17 protein-coding genes and 1 pseudogene are annotated in these 14,030 nt (G+C 67.6%); 8 read left to right on the plus strand and 10 right to left on the minus strand.

All coding sequences use genetic code 11. From position 1 onward, the window contains the following. Both ACNA7R_RS15940 and ACNA7R_RS15945 read right to left on the minus strand, forming a co-directional pair. Positions 1–1,898: DEAD/DEAH box helicase (locus ACNA7R_RS15940; protein ID WP_416284529.1), on the minus strand; the 1,898-nt coding region annotated here is incomplete at its 3' end. 63 nt (positions 1,899–1,961) lie between these two features. Then, positions 1,962–2,369, minus strand: a complete 408-nt coding sequence (locus ACNA7R_RS15945) for a hypothetical protein (RefSeq protein ID WP_416284530.1) — start codon at positions 2,367–2,369, stop codon at positions 1,962–1,964. Positions 2,370–2,614: 245 nt separating this feature from the next. Between ACNA7R_RS15945 and ACNA7R_RS15950 the strand changes: the two genes are divergently transcribed. Then, a complete protein-coding gene (locus tag ACNA7R_RS15950; protein WP_416284531.1) occupies positions 2,615–3,637 on the plus strand; it encodes a PGF-CTERM sorting domain-containing protein in 1,023 nt (340 codons plus the stop codon). Positions 3,638–3,743: 106 nt separating this feature from the next. Continuing rightward, on the plus strand, positions 3,744–4,010 hold the full coding sequence (locus ACNA7R_RS15955; protein ID WP_416284532.1) for a hypothetical protein: 267 nt from the start codon (positions 3,744–3,746) through the stop codon (positions 4,008–4,010). A 5-nt stretch (positions 4,011–4,015) separates the two neighbouring features. On the opposite strand, the gene ACNA7R_RS15960 is transcribed toward ACNA7R_RS15955, so the two are convergent. Continuing rightward, the gene (locus tag ACNA7R_RS15960) at positions 4,016–4,366 is read right to left on the minus strand and encodes a thioredoxin family protein (RefSeq protein WP_416284533.1); all 351 of its coding nucleotides are present in this window, start codon (positions 4,364–4,366) and stop codon (positions 4,016–4,018) included. 234 nt (positions 4,367–4,600) lie between these two features. Here ACNA7R_RS15960 and ACNA7R_RS15965 point away from each other — a divergent pair, with 234 nt between their 5' ends. From ACNA7R_RS15965 to ACNA7R_RS15975, 3 genes are all read left to right on the plus strand, one after another. After that, positions 4,601–4,909 carry a hypothetical protein gene (locus ACNA7R_RS15965; protein WP_416284534.1) on the plus strand — a complete coding sequence of 103 codons (309 nt, stop codon included), beginning with the start codon at positions 4,601–4,603 and terminating at the stop codon, positions 4,907–4,909. A gap of 179 nt (positions 4,910–5,088) precedes the next feature. Then, entirely contained in the window at positions 5,089–6,444 is a 1,356-nt protein-coding gene (glnA, locus tag ACNA7R_RS15970; protein WP_416284535.1) for a type I glutamate--ammonia ligase, read from the plus strand. A gap of 67 nt (positions 6,445–6,511) precedes the next feature. Continuing rightward, positions 6,512–6,799: a hypothetical protein gene (locus ACNA7R_RS15975; protein WP_416284536.1), complete on the plus strand. Its 288-nt coding sequence runs from the start codon at positions 6,512–6,514 to the stop codon at positions 6,797–6,799. A 6-nt stretch (positions 6,800–6,805) separates the two neighbouring features. Here the strand turns inward: ACNA7R_RS15975 and ACNA7R_RS15980 are convergent, their stop codons facing one another. From ACNA7R_RS15980 to ACNA7R_RS16000, 5 genes are all read right to left on the minus strand, one after another. Continuing rightward, complete coding sequence (locus ACNA7R_RS15980) at positions 6,806–7,090, minus strand: hypothetical protein (protein ID WP_416284537.1); 285 nt, start codon at positions 7,088–7,090, stop codon at positions 6,806–6,808. Positions 7,091–7,128: 38 nt separating this feature from the next. Continuing rightward, positions 7,129–7,614 (minus strand): molybdopterin-dependent oxidoreductase, encoded by a 486-nt coding sequence (locus ACNA7R_RS15985; RefSeq protein WP_416284538.1) that lies wholly within the window; start codon positions 7,612–7,614, stop codon positions 7,129–7,131. Positions 7,615–7,678: 64 nt separating this feature from the next. Continuing rightward, positions 7,679–8,470: a metallophosphoesterase gene (locus ACNA7R_RS15990; RefSeq protein WP_416284539.1), complete on the minus strand. Its 792-nt coding sequence runs from the start codon at positions 8,468–8,470 to the stop codon at positions 7,679–7,681. A gap of 7 nt (positions 8,471–8,477) precedes the next feature. Beyond that, positions 8,478–10,175, minus strand: a complete 1,698-nt coding sequence (locus tag ACNA7R_RS15995) for a hypothetical protein (RefSeq protein ID WP_416284540.1) — start codon at positions 10,173–10,175, stop codon at positions 8,478–8,480. Continuing rightward, entirely contained in the window at positions 10,172–11,446 is a 1,275-nt protein-coding gene (locus ACNA7R_RS16000; protein ID WP_416284541.1) for a Single-stranded DNA binding protein, read from the minus strand. The genes ACNA7R_RS15995 and ACNA7R_RS16000 overlap by 4 nt, the downstream gene beginning before the upstream one ends. A 127-nt stretch (positions 11,447–11,573) precedes the next feature. On the opposite strand from ACNA7R_RS16000, the gene ACNA7R_RS16005 reads away from it, so the two are divergent. Next, positions 11,574–11,783: a hypothetical protein gene (locus ACNA7R_RS16005; RefSeq protein WP_416284542.1), complete on the plus strand. Its 210-nt coding sequence runs from the start codon at positions 11,574–11,576 to the stop codon at positions 11,781–11,783. A 30-nt stretch (positions 11,784–11,813) separates the two neighbouring features. Here ACNA7R_RS16005 and ACNA7R_RS16010 read toward each other — a convergent pair whose 3' ends face one another. Together ACNA7R_RS16010 and ACNA7R_RS16015 are read right to left on the minus strand one after the other, a co-directional pair. Then, positions 11,814–12,278, minus strand: coding sequence for a type II toxin-antitoxin system VapC family toxin (locus ACNA7R_RS16010; RefSeq protein WP_416284543.1), 465 nt, complete (start codon positions 12,276–12,278; stop codon positions 11,814–11,816). Beyond that, positions 12,268–12,552 carry an AbrB/MazE/SpoVT family DNA-binding domain-containing protein gene (locus ACNA7R_RS16015; RefSeq protein ID WP_416284544.1) on the minus strand — a complete coding sequence of 95 codons (285 nt, stop codon included), beginning with the start codon at positions 12,550–12,552 and terminating at the stop codon, positions 12,268–12,270. Before ACNA7R_RS16015 ends, ACNA7R_RS16010 begins: the two co-directional genes overlap by 11 nt. Positions 12,553–12,750: 198 nt before the next feature. On the opposite strand from ACNA7R_RS16015, the pseudogene ACNA7R_RS16020 reads away from it, so the two are divergent. Together ACNA7R_RS16020 and ACNA7R_RS16025 are read left to right on the plus strand one after the other, a co-directional pair. After that, positions 12,751–13,053 (plus strand): annotated as a pseudogene (locus tag ACNA7R_RS16020) (toxin-antitoxin system TumE family protein); the annotation flags it as partial. Positions 13,054–13,079: 26 nt separating this feature from the next. Continuing rightward, positions 13,080–13,484: a transcriptional regulator gene (locus tag ACNA7R_RS16025; RefSeq protein WP_416284545.1), complete on the plus strand. Its 405-nt coding sequence runs from the start codon at positions 13,080–13,082 to the stop codon at positions 13,482–13,484. Positions 13,485–14,030: the final 546 nt, after the last annotated feature.

Consider the following 14,030-nt stretch of genomic DNA (forward strand, 5'->3'; position numbering starts at 1 on the left):
TCGGCCGTCGGCATCGGCGCCTCCGCGTGGAGGTGATCCTCGATCTGCGAGCAGGCCTCGGTGAGGGTGTGTTCGTCGGCCGGATACCGGTGTGCGAGCTCGCAGCCAACGGCGGCCGCGCTCGCGCCCGTCTCGAGTTGCGGTTCGGCCACGGCACGAATTTCGCCGACCTCGCCGGCGACCGCCGCGGGGACGGGGATCTCCTGGCCGATCCAGGAGGGAACCTCGCCCGCGGGGTCCTCGATCGGGCTCACCTTCACCCGGCCCTCCTCGTCGTCGATCTCGGCGATGCGCCACATTTCGCCGCGCTGGATGAACACCTCGCCCGGCTGGGCGAAGTTGACGACGAACTGCTCGTCCAGGGTGCCGATCTGGCCCCCCGAGGCGATGTCGTGGACCTCGTAGGTCTCCTCGTCGGGGATCATCGAGAGGTTCGCGTAGACGTACTGCCAGGTTCCCCCGGTCGTCTCGAGGCGCTCTTCGCTCTCGTCGAACCAGACGATCCGGTTGCGGTGGAGTTCCCCGAGGATCTCGCGGATCGTCTCCTCCGTGACGTCCCGGAACGGGTAGGCGCGGGTGATCGTCTCGACGGCCTCCTCGAGGCGGGTGTCGCCGCGGCTCTGGACGAGCGCCGGCAGCTGGTTGGCGACGACGTCGAGGCTCCCCTCGTGGATATCGGCGGGTTCGACCTCGCCGTCTCGGGCCCGCCGGGCGATCGACAGCGCCTCGAACGTGTCGTCGGGGCGGGTCGTCACGATGGTGCCGCTCGAGACCTCGTCCTGGCGGTGACCCGCGCGCCCGATCCGCTGGAGCAGGCGGGCGACCTGGCGCGGGCTCTGGTACTGGATCACGTGGTCGACCCGGCCGACGTCGATCCCCAGCTCCATCGAGGACGTACAGAGTAGTCCGTCGAGTTCGCCGGCCTTGAACCGGTCCTCGACGTCGATCCGGGCCTCCTTCGAGAGCGAGCCGTGGTGGATCCCGATCGGCAGGTCGAGTTCGGTAAAGCGCGAGCCCAGCGCCTCGGCGGTCTGGCGAGTGTTGACGAAGATCAGCGTCGACTCGTGCTCGGCGACGAGATCCCGGATCAGCCGGACGTGACTCGCCGTCGAGGCGTCGGTAACCAGCTTTCCGGAGAGCTCCTCGTCTTCGGCCGTCACCTCGGGGCTGCGGACGGTGACGTCGACGTTGCTTCCGACGTCGATCTCGCGGATCTCACATGCCCGGCCGCCGGTGAGGAACCGTCCCACCGATTCCGGATCGCCGACCGTCGCCGAGAGGCCGATCCGCTGCATCCGCCCGGCGAGGTCGTGCAGTCGCTCGAGCGCGATCGAAAGCTGTGCGCCCCGCTTCGAGGCCGCGAGTTCGTGAACCTCGTCGATCACGACGTGGGAGACGTCCTCGAGCGCCTCCCGCAGTCGCTCGCCCGTGAGCATCGCCTGGACGGTCTCGGGGGTCGTCACCAGGATGTCGGGCGGATCCTCGGCCTGCTTGCTCCGCTGGTACTGGGTGGTGTCGCCGTGGCGAACGTCGACCTCGAGGTCGAGGTAGTCGCCCCACCACTCGAGGCGCTCGCGCATGTCGCGGTTGAGCGCCCGCAGCGGCGTCACGTAGAGCGCGCCGAACCCCTCGGGGCGATCGGCGACGTGGTCATCAGAATTCTCCGAATTCTGATTGCTCGTTGAGCTTCGCTCAACAAGATGGTCGAAGACGGGTAACATCGCCGTCTCGGTCTTGCCGCTCCCGGTAGGGGCGATCACGAGCGTGTTCTCGCCGGCCGACAGCGGCGGGATCGCCAGTCGCTGGGGCGCCGTCGGCGTCGAGAACCCGCGCTCGGAGAGCGCCCCGCGGACCGTCGATCCGAGGTGCGTGAAGGCGGCGACGTCTCCCTCAGTCATCGACGCTCCTACGGACGTAGGGCGGATAAGCGCCACGTTCTTCGGTTGTCGGGCGGGCGGCGATCACTCCTCGCGGTCGTCCTCCCGGAGCTCCTCGGCGAGGTCCTCGTCGAGCGCGAGCTCCCCGGGCGGCGCCGGCTCCTCCTGGACGTCCGCGGTCGCCCGCTCGCCGATCGCCTCGCTCGAGCGCGGCTCATCGGTTACGTCGGCGTTCAACCGTTCGTCGTCGATCGGCTCGTCGCCGTCGCCAGTCCCGTCCGACCCTCGGGGCGTCGATTTCCCCCGACGACGTCGTACGCTGTCCGTGACCGTGGATGGACCGCTCGACTCGAGACGACGGGCGACCGCATCGGCGGCCAGAACGGCGCCGACGCCGACGACCGCCAGTCCGACGGCTCGAGCGCCGAGCGATCGTTCCGCCGTGAGCGGCCGACGGGTCGACCCCTCCCCGCGTAGGGTTCGTAGACTCATTGTTCGTCCTATCGGCGGTATCGGGAAGTCGGTTCGGCCCGCGAGAGCAAGCCCGATAGTAGCCGGCTAATTCGGCGTATCAGGTCCTTAAGACCGGTTTAGCAACCGAATAGTATACAGCCGGCACCGATACCATCGGATTAGATGAGATTCAGTAAATCAAAACAGTCACTATTTCAGATTATTTCCTGCCCGACGATCGATCCCGCAGCGGGATCGAACCGACGACGAAGACGGAGGAATCGATGAGTCGCGACGGTCGGACCGTCGTCATCGTCGGCGTCCTCGCGGTGCTCACGGGCGTTCTCGCGACAGCGGTTCTCGTCGGCGGCCCCGTCGCCGTCGGCTCCGACGACGCCTCGAGCGGAGACGGCGTCGAGACGAACGCGGTGCAGTCGTCGACGACGGCCGTCTCCGAGCCCGCCGCCGAGGTCCCGGTCCCGGAGCCGGGTGACGAGTACTACGAGGCGGCCGCGCCCGACGGCAGCTGGATCAGCTACATCAATCCCCGGGACGAGTACCGGAACCCGTATCTCGGCGACGGCTCCGGGAAGATCTGTGTGACCCTGCTCAACGAAGCCGGCGAGCCGATCGTCGGCGAGAGTGTGCCCGACACGACCGCGACGGTGTCGACCGGCGAGGAACTCGAGTGGCACACGGGTGCGGACCCGATGGTCGTCGAGTATCCGCTGACCGACAACTACGATCAGCCGCTCGATTCGGATCAGTTCGGAACCTCCTCCGAGCTCCCGCAGGGCGACGGCTACATGGACTCCCACTGCATCGAGATGCACGGCCAGCCCGAGGATGGAACCATCGAGTACGGCGAGGTCGAGATCACCGGCGAGCACGCCGACGACATCGAGGTCGTCGGCTACATCCAGCAGGCACACGAGGCCTGGGACACCGACGTCGACCCGATCGAGGACACCGAGTCCTACGAGGAAGCGGGCGGCGGCTGGACGTACAAGACCGACGGCTCGCACGGACAGGCCGTCGTCGTGCTCCAGCTGGAAGGCGAGGTCGACGACTCGAGCGACGAGCCCGAGGAGCGAACCGAATCGACCACCGAGAACAGTACCGAGTCGGACGAGTCGACCGACGACGGGATCGTTGGCTCCGACGGCAACGGCGATAGCGACGACGACGCGGACGACGGCAGCGAGAGCGACGAGAGCGACGATGCGGACGGACTACCCGGCTTCGGCGTCGGCGTCGCCGTCGTCGCACTGGCTGCTGTCGCCGTCGTGGTCTCTCGGCGACCGTAGCCCGGCCCGGAACGCACACCGCGTGCGGGTCGCCCTCGAGCCTGCCCGGTCGACGACTGGAACTCCGTGTCATTTACCGCCTCCGGTGACCGAACTCGAGGTACCGATGACCGACGACAGCGCCGAATGGATGGATCCCGTCGACGAGGAGCTCCTCCGGCTGCTCCGGGACGAGGAGATCTTCATGCCCGACCAGCTCGCCGAGGAAGTCGAGCCCCGCGCCCCCCACGTCGCCTATCGGTGTCGCGAGCTCGCGAAGTACGGCCTCGCCACGAAACACGCGATGGGGATGTACGACATCAGCGACCTGGGCGAGCGGTATCTCTCCGGCGAGATCGATCCGAACGACCTCGAGCCCGAGGGCGACGCGTAACGGGCCTACGCGTCGTCGACGGCTCCGGGAACGTGGTCCTCGAGGAGGGAGAGGACCGTCTCGGTTTTCATGAACCCCTCGGCGAGCCGTCCGACCTCCTCGCCGTCCTCGAAGAGCACGAGCGTCGGCACCGAGCGGATGTCGAAGCGATCGACGAGCGTGATGTCGTTGCCGGGGTTCAACAGGGCGATGGAGACGTCGGCGACGCGGGCGACGTTCCCGAGCACCGGCACCATCGCGTTGCACCGCTCGCAGCCCTTCGTGTAGAACTCCACGAGGGCGACGTCGTGCTCGTCGACGAACGCGTCGAGATCGGCCCCGTCCTCGAGGCGGGCCGGTTTCGCTGACTCGTCCATACCTCGGGTAGGCGCTCGCGACTGAAACCGGTAGCGCCGGCGTTCGAAACCGAGTTCGACACGACGCGAACGATCAGCCCGCTGCCGTTCGGGCGGAAGAACCGAACCCGTGTGAACGTTCGGCACGCCGAAGCCGGATGGCGGACGAGTTCGTGTGACAAACTCGCCCGGCTCAGTGCGAGGAACGATCATTGAGAAAAGGGGCTTTACGCGTCGATCGCCTACCGACTCGCAATGAGTATCAGTCACGACCGCGAGCCGCCAGAGGGGCGGAAAGCGACGCTGTACTGCTGGGGGTGTGACCACGCGAGCCCCGTCGGTGGTGACTGGGTTCGCGAGCCGCGAGGGAGCGATGTCGAGATCGTCTGTCCCGACTGCGGGACCGTTCTCGACGAACGGCCCCGCGAGAGCGACGGTCCCAGCCCCGTCGAAGCGTGGAGCCGGGTCGTCAGGACCTCGGTCTCGGTCTGGCGGGCGAGCGTCGGCGTCGGGACCGGAGCGCGGGCCTCGGCGACGCCCGCCGACCGTCGTGGCGACCGGTGATCGTCCGTCTCGGCTCCACGTTCGGAGCTTTTCTCACCGATTCCTCGCCGTCTTTCGACCCGAACCCCGCTTGACGGCGCTCCTGATTTACGATCGTCCAGCTTTGAACCTTCTCGAGTATATTCGCCCACAACAGTAGAGCTTTAATAGTGGGATCCGTTGAATAAGTCGAGTAGAAGATGGCAGATGGGAACCTGACCACAGCAGAACAGGACGTACTGGATCAGATCGAATCGAAGGACGTCGACTTCCTTCGGCTGCAGTTTACGGACATCCTCGGCACCGTCAAGAACGTCTCCGTTCCGGCCCGCCAGGCCGAGAAGGCGTTCACCGAAGGGATCTACTTCGACGGCTCCTCTATCGAGGGCTTCGTCCGCATTCAGGAGTCGGATATGCGCCTCAAGCCCGACCCCGAGACGTTCGCCGTCCTCCCCTGGAGGGACAAGGAGGACAGCGCCGCCGCGCGGATGATCTGTGACGTGATCGACACCTCGACGGGCGAGCCGTTCGAGGGCGATCCGCGGTACGTCCTCAAGCAGGCGCTCGACCGCGCCAAGGAGATGGGCTACACCGTCAACGCCGCCCCCGAGCCGGAGTTCTTCCTGTTCGAGGAGGACGAGGACGGCCACGCGACGACCGAGACCAACGACCATGGCGGCTACTTCGACCTCGCGCCGAAGGACCTCGCTTCCGACGTTCGCCGGGATATCATCTACGGCCTCGAGGACATGGGCTTCGAGGTCGAGGCGAGCCACCACGAGGTCGCCCAGGGCCAACACGAGATCAACTTCGAGTACGACGACGCGCTGACGACCGCCGACAACGTCGGGACGTTCCGGACCGTCGTCCGGGCCATCGCCGCCCAGCACGACTACCACGCGACGTTCATGCCGAAACCGATCCCGAAGGTCAACGGCTCCGGAATGCACACCCACATCTCGCTGTTCACCGAGGACGGCGAGAACGCGTTCCACGACGAGGGCGACGAGTTCAACCTCTCGGAGGAGGCCCGCTCGTTCACCGCCGGTCTCCTCGAGCACGCGCCGGCCATCACGGCCGTCGCGAACCCCACGGTCAACAGCTACAAGCGCCTGGTGCCGGGCTACGAGGCGCCCGTCTACATCGCCTGGTCGGACCGCAACCGCTCGTCGCTGATCCGCAAGCCCGCCGCCCGCGTCCCCGCGGCCTCGCGGGTCGAGCTGCGCTCGCCCGATCCTTCGTGCAACCCCTACCTCGCGATCGCGGCCATGATCCACGCGGGTCTCGAGGGCATCGAGAACGACCTCGACTGTCCCGATCCGGTTCGGGAGAACATCTACGACTTCGACGAGCAGAAACGCGAGGAGTACGGCATCGAGACGCTCCCGTCGAACCTCGGGGCAGCCGTCGACGCCCTCGAGGAGGACGAGGTCGTCTACGACGCGCTTGGCGAGCACATCGCCGAGAAGTTCGTCGAGGCCAAGCGCCAGGAGTTCGAGGAGTACCTCATCGACGTCTCCGACTGGGAGCTCGAGCGCTACCTCGAGAAGTACTGAACGGCTGCGACGACCCTCGATCACCGATTCTCCGAACTTTTTAGGCTCGCGAACCAAGGACGGGACGATGGAGCCGTCCGAGAAGCCGACGCCGCCCGACGACCTCGAGCCGGAGCTACGTGCGGTTCTCGAGGCGCTTTCAGACTGCGATCCCGAGACGATTCGAACCGTCGCCGATCACGCCGACGCGCTGGCGACCTGGGCGGAGTCCCGCCCGTCAGACGAGGACAACGCGTATCCGGCCGGGGTTCCCGAACGAGCGACGGTGTCCACGATGGAAATCGGCGGGGAGGAGTATCGCTACTACCAGTGGCGTGAGGACGACGAGATCCGGTCGAAGACGGAGCGCGCGTAAGCGAGCTTACTCGTCGTCGCCGACCCGGATCGTCGTCAGCGTCTCTCGATCGCCGAGCAGTTCGAACGCGAAGCCGGCGCCGTCGCGTTGCACCTGAAGATCGAGCTCCATCACGTCGGCCGTCACCTCCTCGCTCCGAGAGACGTCTCCGTCACGATCCGGCGCCTCGGCGTCGAAGTCGTCGTAGGAGACGTGGGTCGACTCCTCGATCATCTCGTCGCTGTCGTAGACGTCGGCGTCGAGGCCGGCGTCTGACTCTCGAACCTCGAGTCGGTACGTTTCGAGCGACATACGCCACAGTTTCCGCGGCCGAGGGATGGCGATTCGGCTTACATGCGCTTGCCGCCGGAGTTCCCGTCCGGTGACGCCCCTCGTCGCTCGTAGGACTCGGGATCCTCGCCGGGCGCGAGCGTCGCCGCTTCGACGCGCGCGACGCCCTTGACCGTCCGAACGCCGTCGACGCCGGGCGCGACGAACCGCGTCGCGTAGTCGGCGGTTTCCGAGAGCTGTCGGCCGCCCTTCGCGACCGCGAGCAGCCCCTCGAGGGCGTCTTCGACGGCGACGCAGGCCCGAAGCCCGTCGCGGGAGTCGACGAGCAGGTGGGTCGTCTCGGGCGGCGCCGCGGCCGACTCGAGCAGGGCCGGAATCGGCACGCCTCGCCAGCGTTCGGTGAACCGGTCGCCCGTGGCACAGACGATCTCGATCTCGCGGCTCCGGTGCTCGAGCGCGGCGAAGTCGTCCCCGTCGAGGAGCATCTCTCGGGTCCCGACGAGACGGATCGGTCGCTCGAGCGTGCGGGGAGCGGCGTCGCTCATACCCGTCGCTCGGGTCGGATCGGTACTACCCGTTCCGGGCGTTCCCAGTCGCTGGGATCAGTCCCTAGAGGTCGCGATAGGGGCCGAGCCGAGTGCCGTCCAGCAGGTACGCCTCGCCCGCCGCGAGCCCGTCGGGGAGAAACGGCGACAGGAACGACTGGCCGGGAACGTTGACCCACGTGCCGCCGACGAGGTCGTTGAACGCCGGCAGCACGATCGCTCGCGGAGGCGTCCCCTCGTCGAACCAGGAGAGGGCCGCGTACTCGGCTCGGTCGCGAAACGGTTCGGGATCGAGCCGACCGCGGAGCCACACCGGTTCGGCCCGGCCGTCGCCGACCTCGTCCTCGAGGCGCACGAAGGGGTGTTCGTGGCCCAGACAGAGCACGTCGGTCTCGAGGGCCGCCGGCGCGGGCCAGGTGTGCCCGTGACAGACGCCGACCCCTCCGATCGCCGTCCCCGAACCCGGGACCACCGTCACGTCTTCGAGCCAGTCCTCGATCCCGCCGTCGTGGTTGCCCTTCACGACCGTCGCCTCGATCCTCGGCGGGAGCGACTCGAACAGCACCTCGAGTTCGCCGCGCTCGGCGCCGCCGGGATCGCCGATCGAGTGCATCAGATCGCCGAGGACGACCAGCCGGTCGACGCCGGTTCGCTCGAGCAGTGCGAGCAGTCGCTCGCGGCGCTCCGGCGCCTGGCTGGGGACGTCGACGCCGCGCTCGACGCGCAGGCCGGCCTCGTAGCCGGCGTGGTAATCCGCGAGCAACAGCGCGCGCTCGTCGCCGACGGTCGCGACGGCGGCCGGCTCGTCGGGAACGGGCTCGACGATCGGCTCCGCTCGGTTCGCGTCGGTCCCCATCGCCCGTTCAGATCGCCTTCAGCGTTCCGTCGGCGGGCTCGTAACACTGCCCGCCCATCAGGGCCTCCTCGATGGCGTCCTCGACGGCGCCCTCGTCGACGCCGGTCTCGGACGCGACGGTCTCGACGACCGTGGATCGGTCCGCGCCGTCGCCGTCGTCCAGTTCGGACATCGTCTCGACGACCGCCGCCTCGAGGTCGACCGCCGCGGGCTCGGACTCGTCGTCCGCGTCGCTCTCGTCGTCGGTGTCCGGCTCGTCGGCGCTCGAGGGGGCGTCCGCCTCCGGCTCGGGGTCCGGTTCGGCCGCCGACCCGAGGGCCGAGGCCTCCTCGAGTTCCTCGTCGGTTCCGGTATCGGCGTCGGGCTCCGGGACGTCGATATCGTTCTTGCCGGGGTCGTCGACCTCCGTTCCGGTCGCGAACTCCGCGCCGAACTCCGCCTCGAGCTGTTCGCGCTCGTCGTCGTCCATCTCGTACATCCCGCCGCCGTCGAAGTCGCCGAGTTCCTCGTCGGCGCCCTCGTCGGCCGTGGCCGTCGTCTCGAGGTCGTCGTCTCCGAACTCGTCGGCCTCGACGTCGAGTTCCGGTTCGTCGGTCTCGGCCGCGGCTTCGGTTTCCGCGGACGGGCCGTCGCTCCCGTTCTCGGTCTCGGTCTCGACGCTCGTCTCCGCGTCCGCCGGGACCTCCTCGCTGGCGGTGAACTCGTCGGCCGTGGCCGTCGTCACCGGCCCCGGCTCGTCCTCGCCGGCGGTTACCTCGCTCGGATCGGGCGCGTCGGACTCGTCGGCGTCGAACGCCGGGTCCTCGCCGGCGGTCTCGGTTGGCACATCGTCGGCCGCCGAGAACTCGTCGGCCGTCGCCGCGGAGACCGGCTCCGGTTCATCCTCGCCGGCCGTCGCTGCGGCGGGGTCGGGCTCGGGTTCAGCTTCGGCGACCTCGCGCTCGAGGTCGACGGCGCCGAGTTCGGCAATCGCCTCGAAGGACGTCTCGAACGCCGGACTCGAGCCGTCGGGGTCGAGCGCGAGCCCGCTCACCTGATCACGCTCGCCCGCGACGACCTCGCAGGCCTCGAGCGCACAGTCGCGCAGCGCGGCGAGGTAGTCCGGCGTCGTCCCGTAGTGATCCATCGCGAGCGGGATACCGTCGGCGAGGCCGGATTCGACGCCGTCCTCGGCCAGCGCGTCGGCGAGGGCGTCGCCGTCCGCATCGAGGCCCATCGCGGCCGCGTAGGTGCCGATCCGCTCGAGGGTCTGCTCGGCGGCGCTGACGACCCAGCGGTCGCGGGTATCGGCGTCGACCGTCGCGATCGACTCGGGCCGGATCGAGGTGTAGACCCGGTCGGCGTCGTCGGGCTGGAAGGTGCGGGCCTTGCCCGTCACCGCGACGAACGCGGGCGGCTCGAGCGACTCGAGCGTCGCCAGCTCGTCGGGCTGGTACTGGCCGGCGTAGACGACGAACGCGCCCGTCGGGTCGACGACGCGGGCCCGCACCATCTCGTCGTTGACCGACGTGACCTCGGTAAGCGTGCCCGCGACGAAGACGCGGTTGAGCCGCGCTCCGGTCGGCGTGATCACGTAGTTGGGCGCCCGCTCCTCGTCGCTTTCGGCGTACGAGAGCGAGGCGTCGTCGTACTCGGCGGCGAACAGCCGGTAGGCGATCTCCCGGCCGGGGATCTCCTCGTCGTTCTCGTCGCCGTTCGCGCTCATGCGTCCACCTCCTCGAGGAAGGCCGTCGCACGCGCGGCCGGATCGTCGTCGCTTTCTTCGAACGTTTCGGCGTCGAGATTGGCGCCGTACTCGTCGACCGAGAGGTGACCTCGCACGCGGTACTCCCGGCCCACGACGTTCTCGTGGATCTCGTCGGCGACGACCTCCTGGTCCATCGCCTCGCGGGCGGCCTCGAGGGCGTCCTCGAGGTCCCCGCCGTAGACCTGCTGTGTGAGTTCGTCGTCCAGCACCGCGGTGACGGTGCCCGTACCGTCGTCGAGGATCGCCTTCACGCGGAGGTCGTCGATCCCGTCGACGTCGCCGTGGGTCCGGCACTGCCCCTTCTGGATCACGCGATAGCACTCGGGGCAGCGCTGGATGAGTCCCGAGCCGTCCCGGATCGCGATGGCGTTGCCGACGAGTTCGACGTCGTAGATCCCGCCCGTGCGGACGGCCTCGCCGACGTCCATCGTCGTCGCGTCGCTGCCGACGTCGATCTCCCGCTCGAGGTGGGAGACCCGCGAGAACTCCGAGACGTTGACCTCGGGGACGCCGCGGAACTCCTGGACGTAGGCGTTCTCGATGCGAACCGACGCGCCCGCCTCGATCTCCGGGGCGGGATCCCAGTTGGTGAAGGGGAGTCGGCCGCTCTCGTCGCCGAGCACGCCGCTTAAGATCTCGGTCTCGCCGTCGCGGCCGTCGATCGTTCGGCGCTCGACCTCGAGAACCGAGACCTCGAGGGTGCGCGCGCGGTCGCCCGTCTCGAGGTCGGCGAGGTCGGCCTCGCCGCCGATCTCGTAGGGCACGTCGGGGGAGTCGCTCTCGAAGGACAGTGCCGTGCTCTCGCCGAGGTTGAGTTCGGGTTCGCCGTCCCACTCGCGGACGCCGGCGTTGCCCGCGGTGATCGTATCGCCCGGCTCGAGGCCGAAGTCCTCCCAGGCGGTGTAGTCGATCCGTCCGGTCTCGTCGGCGAGTTGCCCCTCCACGATGACGTGGTCGCTCCCCTGGTAGCGGATCGAGCGTTTGCCCGCCGTGAGCACGGTGCCGGTGACCGTTACGTTGCCGTCCTCGGGGGTGATGTCGGCGACGTTCTTCGCCGAGGGCGTTCCGCCCCCGCCGCTGGATCCGTCGCCGTACTTCCGGCGGAGGCTCTGTTTGGCCTCGTCGACCGGGACGCTGTACTCCACCAAGTTCTGCAGGTCGGATTTGACCTCCTCTTTGTCGACACCGAGGTCGGAGGCGAGCTCCTCGGCATGATCGTCGAGTTCCATCACCGGTATTTGGTCGGGGGGCCTGAAAAACGTTCCCGGAACACGGCGAAAGTGAAATCCGGACGGGCGGGGGCTCGAGACGGCGAGCAAGCGGTACGTTCATCCCGTCGGTTCGTGAACGTCGGGTATGGAACGCATCGGCGCGGCGCTGGGCGGCCTCGCCTTCGTCGCCCTGATCTTCGGCGGCCTCGTCGCCGTGCGGATCCTCACGCGGGCGCTGTACGCCGCGATCTGGTTCGCCGAGACCGTCGCCACGTTCGGGTTCGCGCTGCTCGTGGGGTACGTCGTGTACAGGATTCTGCTCGGCTCGAGCGACGATCCGCGACGAACGCGGTGATCGCGATACTCCTCGCCTTTTGCGCTCGGTTCAGTATCCGAGATACTCGTTGAGCGTGGCGAACTCCTCGGGGGTGAGGACGACCTCCGCCGTCACGGCCTCGACCGGATCGAAGTCGTCATCGAGCGTCAGAATCGTGTCGACTCCCTCGGAGCGAGCGACCTCCGCATAGTAGCCGTCCCACCCCTCGATGTTCAGCGCACCGGAAAGCGAGAACCCCGAGCGGACGATGTCTTCCGGCATCTCGTCGTACCAGTGAATACGTCTCGCATCCATCAGATTCCGCATGAGGTCCGATGCCCGTTCGTTCGAAAACCCGTAGTACGACGAGAGCACGTGGTGTGCGCCGACGACCGCGGCGTACGGGACGACGCCGTCGATTTCGCCCGTTATCGCGTCCCGGAGCGGCGACAGGGCGGGTTCGCTGACCGGCGTTCCGGCGTGGGCGAGGGCGACGACGCCAACGTCGAAGAGGTACGGCCCGTCACTCTCCATCGTCGTCCGCCCCTCGGGCCTGTCGGCGAATCGTATCCGCGTGGTCCCTGGCGAGGGTGTCGAGATCCTCGTAGTCGCGTTGGGTCCGGTCGGCCGCGGCATCCTCGACAAGCGACTCCAGTCGCTCGAGGACGACCTCCGGATCGGCCTCGGGTTCGACGACTACCTTCCCGTCCTCGGTGCTAACCTCCACCTCGGTTCCGGGCTCGATGTCGAACCGGTCTCGGACCTTCTTCGGAAGGACGATCCGTCCCTTCGAGTCTACCGTCGGCATGCTCCCACAGACGGTGGGAACGAGAGTAAGCGTTTCGGCGTCGCTCGCTGACCGTCTCCCCGACGATCTCAGATCCACGTTTTTACTTTGGGCCCTCCTTCGCTCGCGATGCTCGCTCAGTCGAACCACTGTAATTCGCGTCGTATGTGGTACGATCCATAGGTATTTGGCTATGGAGTCCGCACCATAGAACGACGGATGGCGTCCTACACGATCGTCGAAGACTGGACGGATGTCGAAGGCGGGTACATCGTCCGCGTTATCGTTCGACAAACGGACGACGAGAAGTACCCCTGCGGATGGGACTACGCGCTCCATCTCGGGGAGGTCGGTGGTGCGACGATCCTGCGGTACGACAACGCACACGAGCGAACCAAGGGGCACGAACGCCATACGGAAGACGGCGTCGAGGTCGTCGAGTTTCCAGGAATGCTCACGCTCTACGACCGATTTAAACGGGAGGCAGACGACCTGACGCCAGTCTCGTGGACCTGGTCGGAGGAGGACGCCACCGGGAGGACCAACCGATGCCCACGCTCAAAGTCACGATCGGCGAACGAGACCGTCTCGATCAGCGCACGCGCCGACGAATCGAAGCTGCACAGAAGGGCGAAGAGCTGGAGGACGCCCAGCCGGTGCTCAACTTCGGCTCGTACGCCGAACTCAGCCGGCTCTGCAGTCCGAAGAATCTCGAGCTGCTCGAGGCGCTCTCCGAGCACGATCCCGACAGTATCCGAGACGCCGCCGAACTGGTCGACCGTGATTACAAGCAGGTCCATCGGAACCTCTCCGAACTCGAGGATATCGGCGTGATCGAGTTCGAGAGCGCGCAGTCGGGCCGGGCGAAGAAACCGACGCTGGCCTACGACGGTCTCGAGATCGATATCCCGTTTACCGATTCGGACCGGAACGCCGACGCTGCGGCGCCGTGAGGGACGACAGTTTCTCCGGTTCTCGAGTTCCACTGTGGCGCGCGCTGGCTGGCGTCCGAGCACCGCGAGGACGCCTCGCCAACACCGTGCGAGGTCTTCGTGAACAGCGTGAACGAAGGCTTGTCAGCGCATGCGCTGACAGTGGCGAGTGAGCGACCGACTGGAGCGAACGAGTCGGCTGGGGAGGGTGAGGCCTTGGGAGGGACTGAAAGGGGCCGCGGGGTTCGAGGACGGCGGGCGATGAAAGCACCGCAGGAGAACGCGACGAGGAGCGCAGCGAGGCCCCCGACTCGAGCCCCGCGGGGGCTTTCCTCGTCTCGACTCACTCACGATCCTACTCGCCGACCGTCTCCTCGACGATCTCGATCTCGCTCCCACCTTTTTGCTGCGGGTCCTCCCTCGCTCGCGTCGCTCGCTCGGTCGAACCACTTGCAAAAATCTGGACCAAAAAACTCCGCTCGCTCCCGGCAGTCGCTCGCGGTCCTACTCGCCGACCGTCTCCTCGACGATCTCGATTTCCTCGTCAGTCAGCCCGTACAGCTCGTA

It is taken from the genome of Natronococcus sp. (assembly GCF_047921035.1).
In the GTDB taxonomy this organism is placed as follows: Archaea; Halobacteriota; Halobacteria; order Halobacteriales; family Natrialbaceae; genus Natronococcus.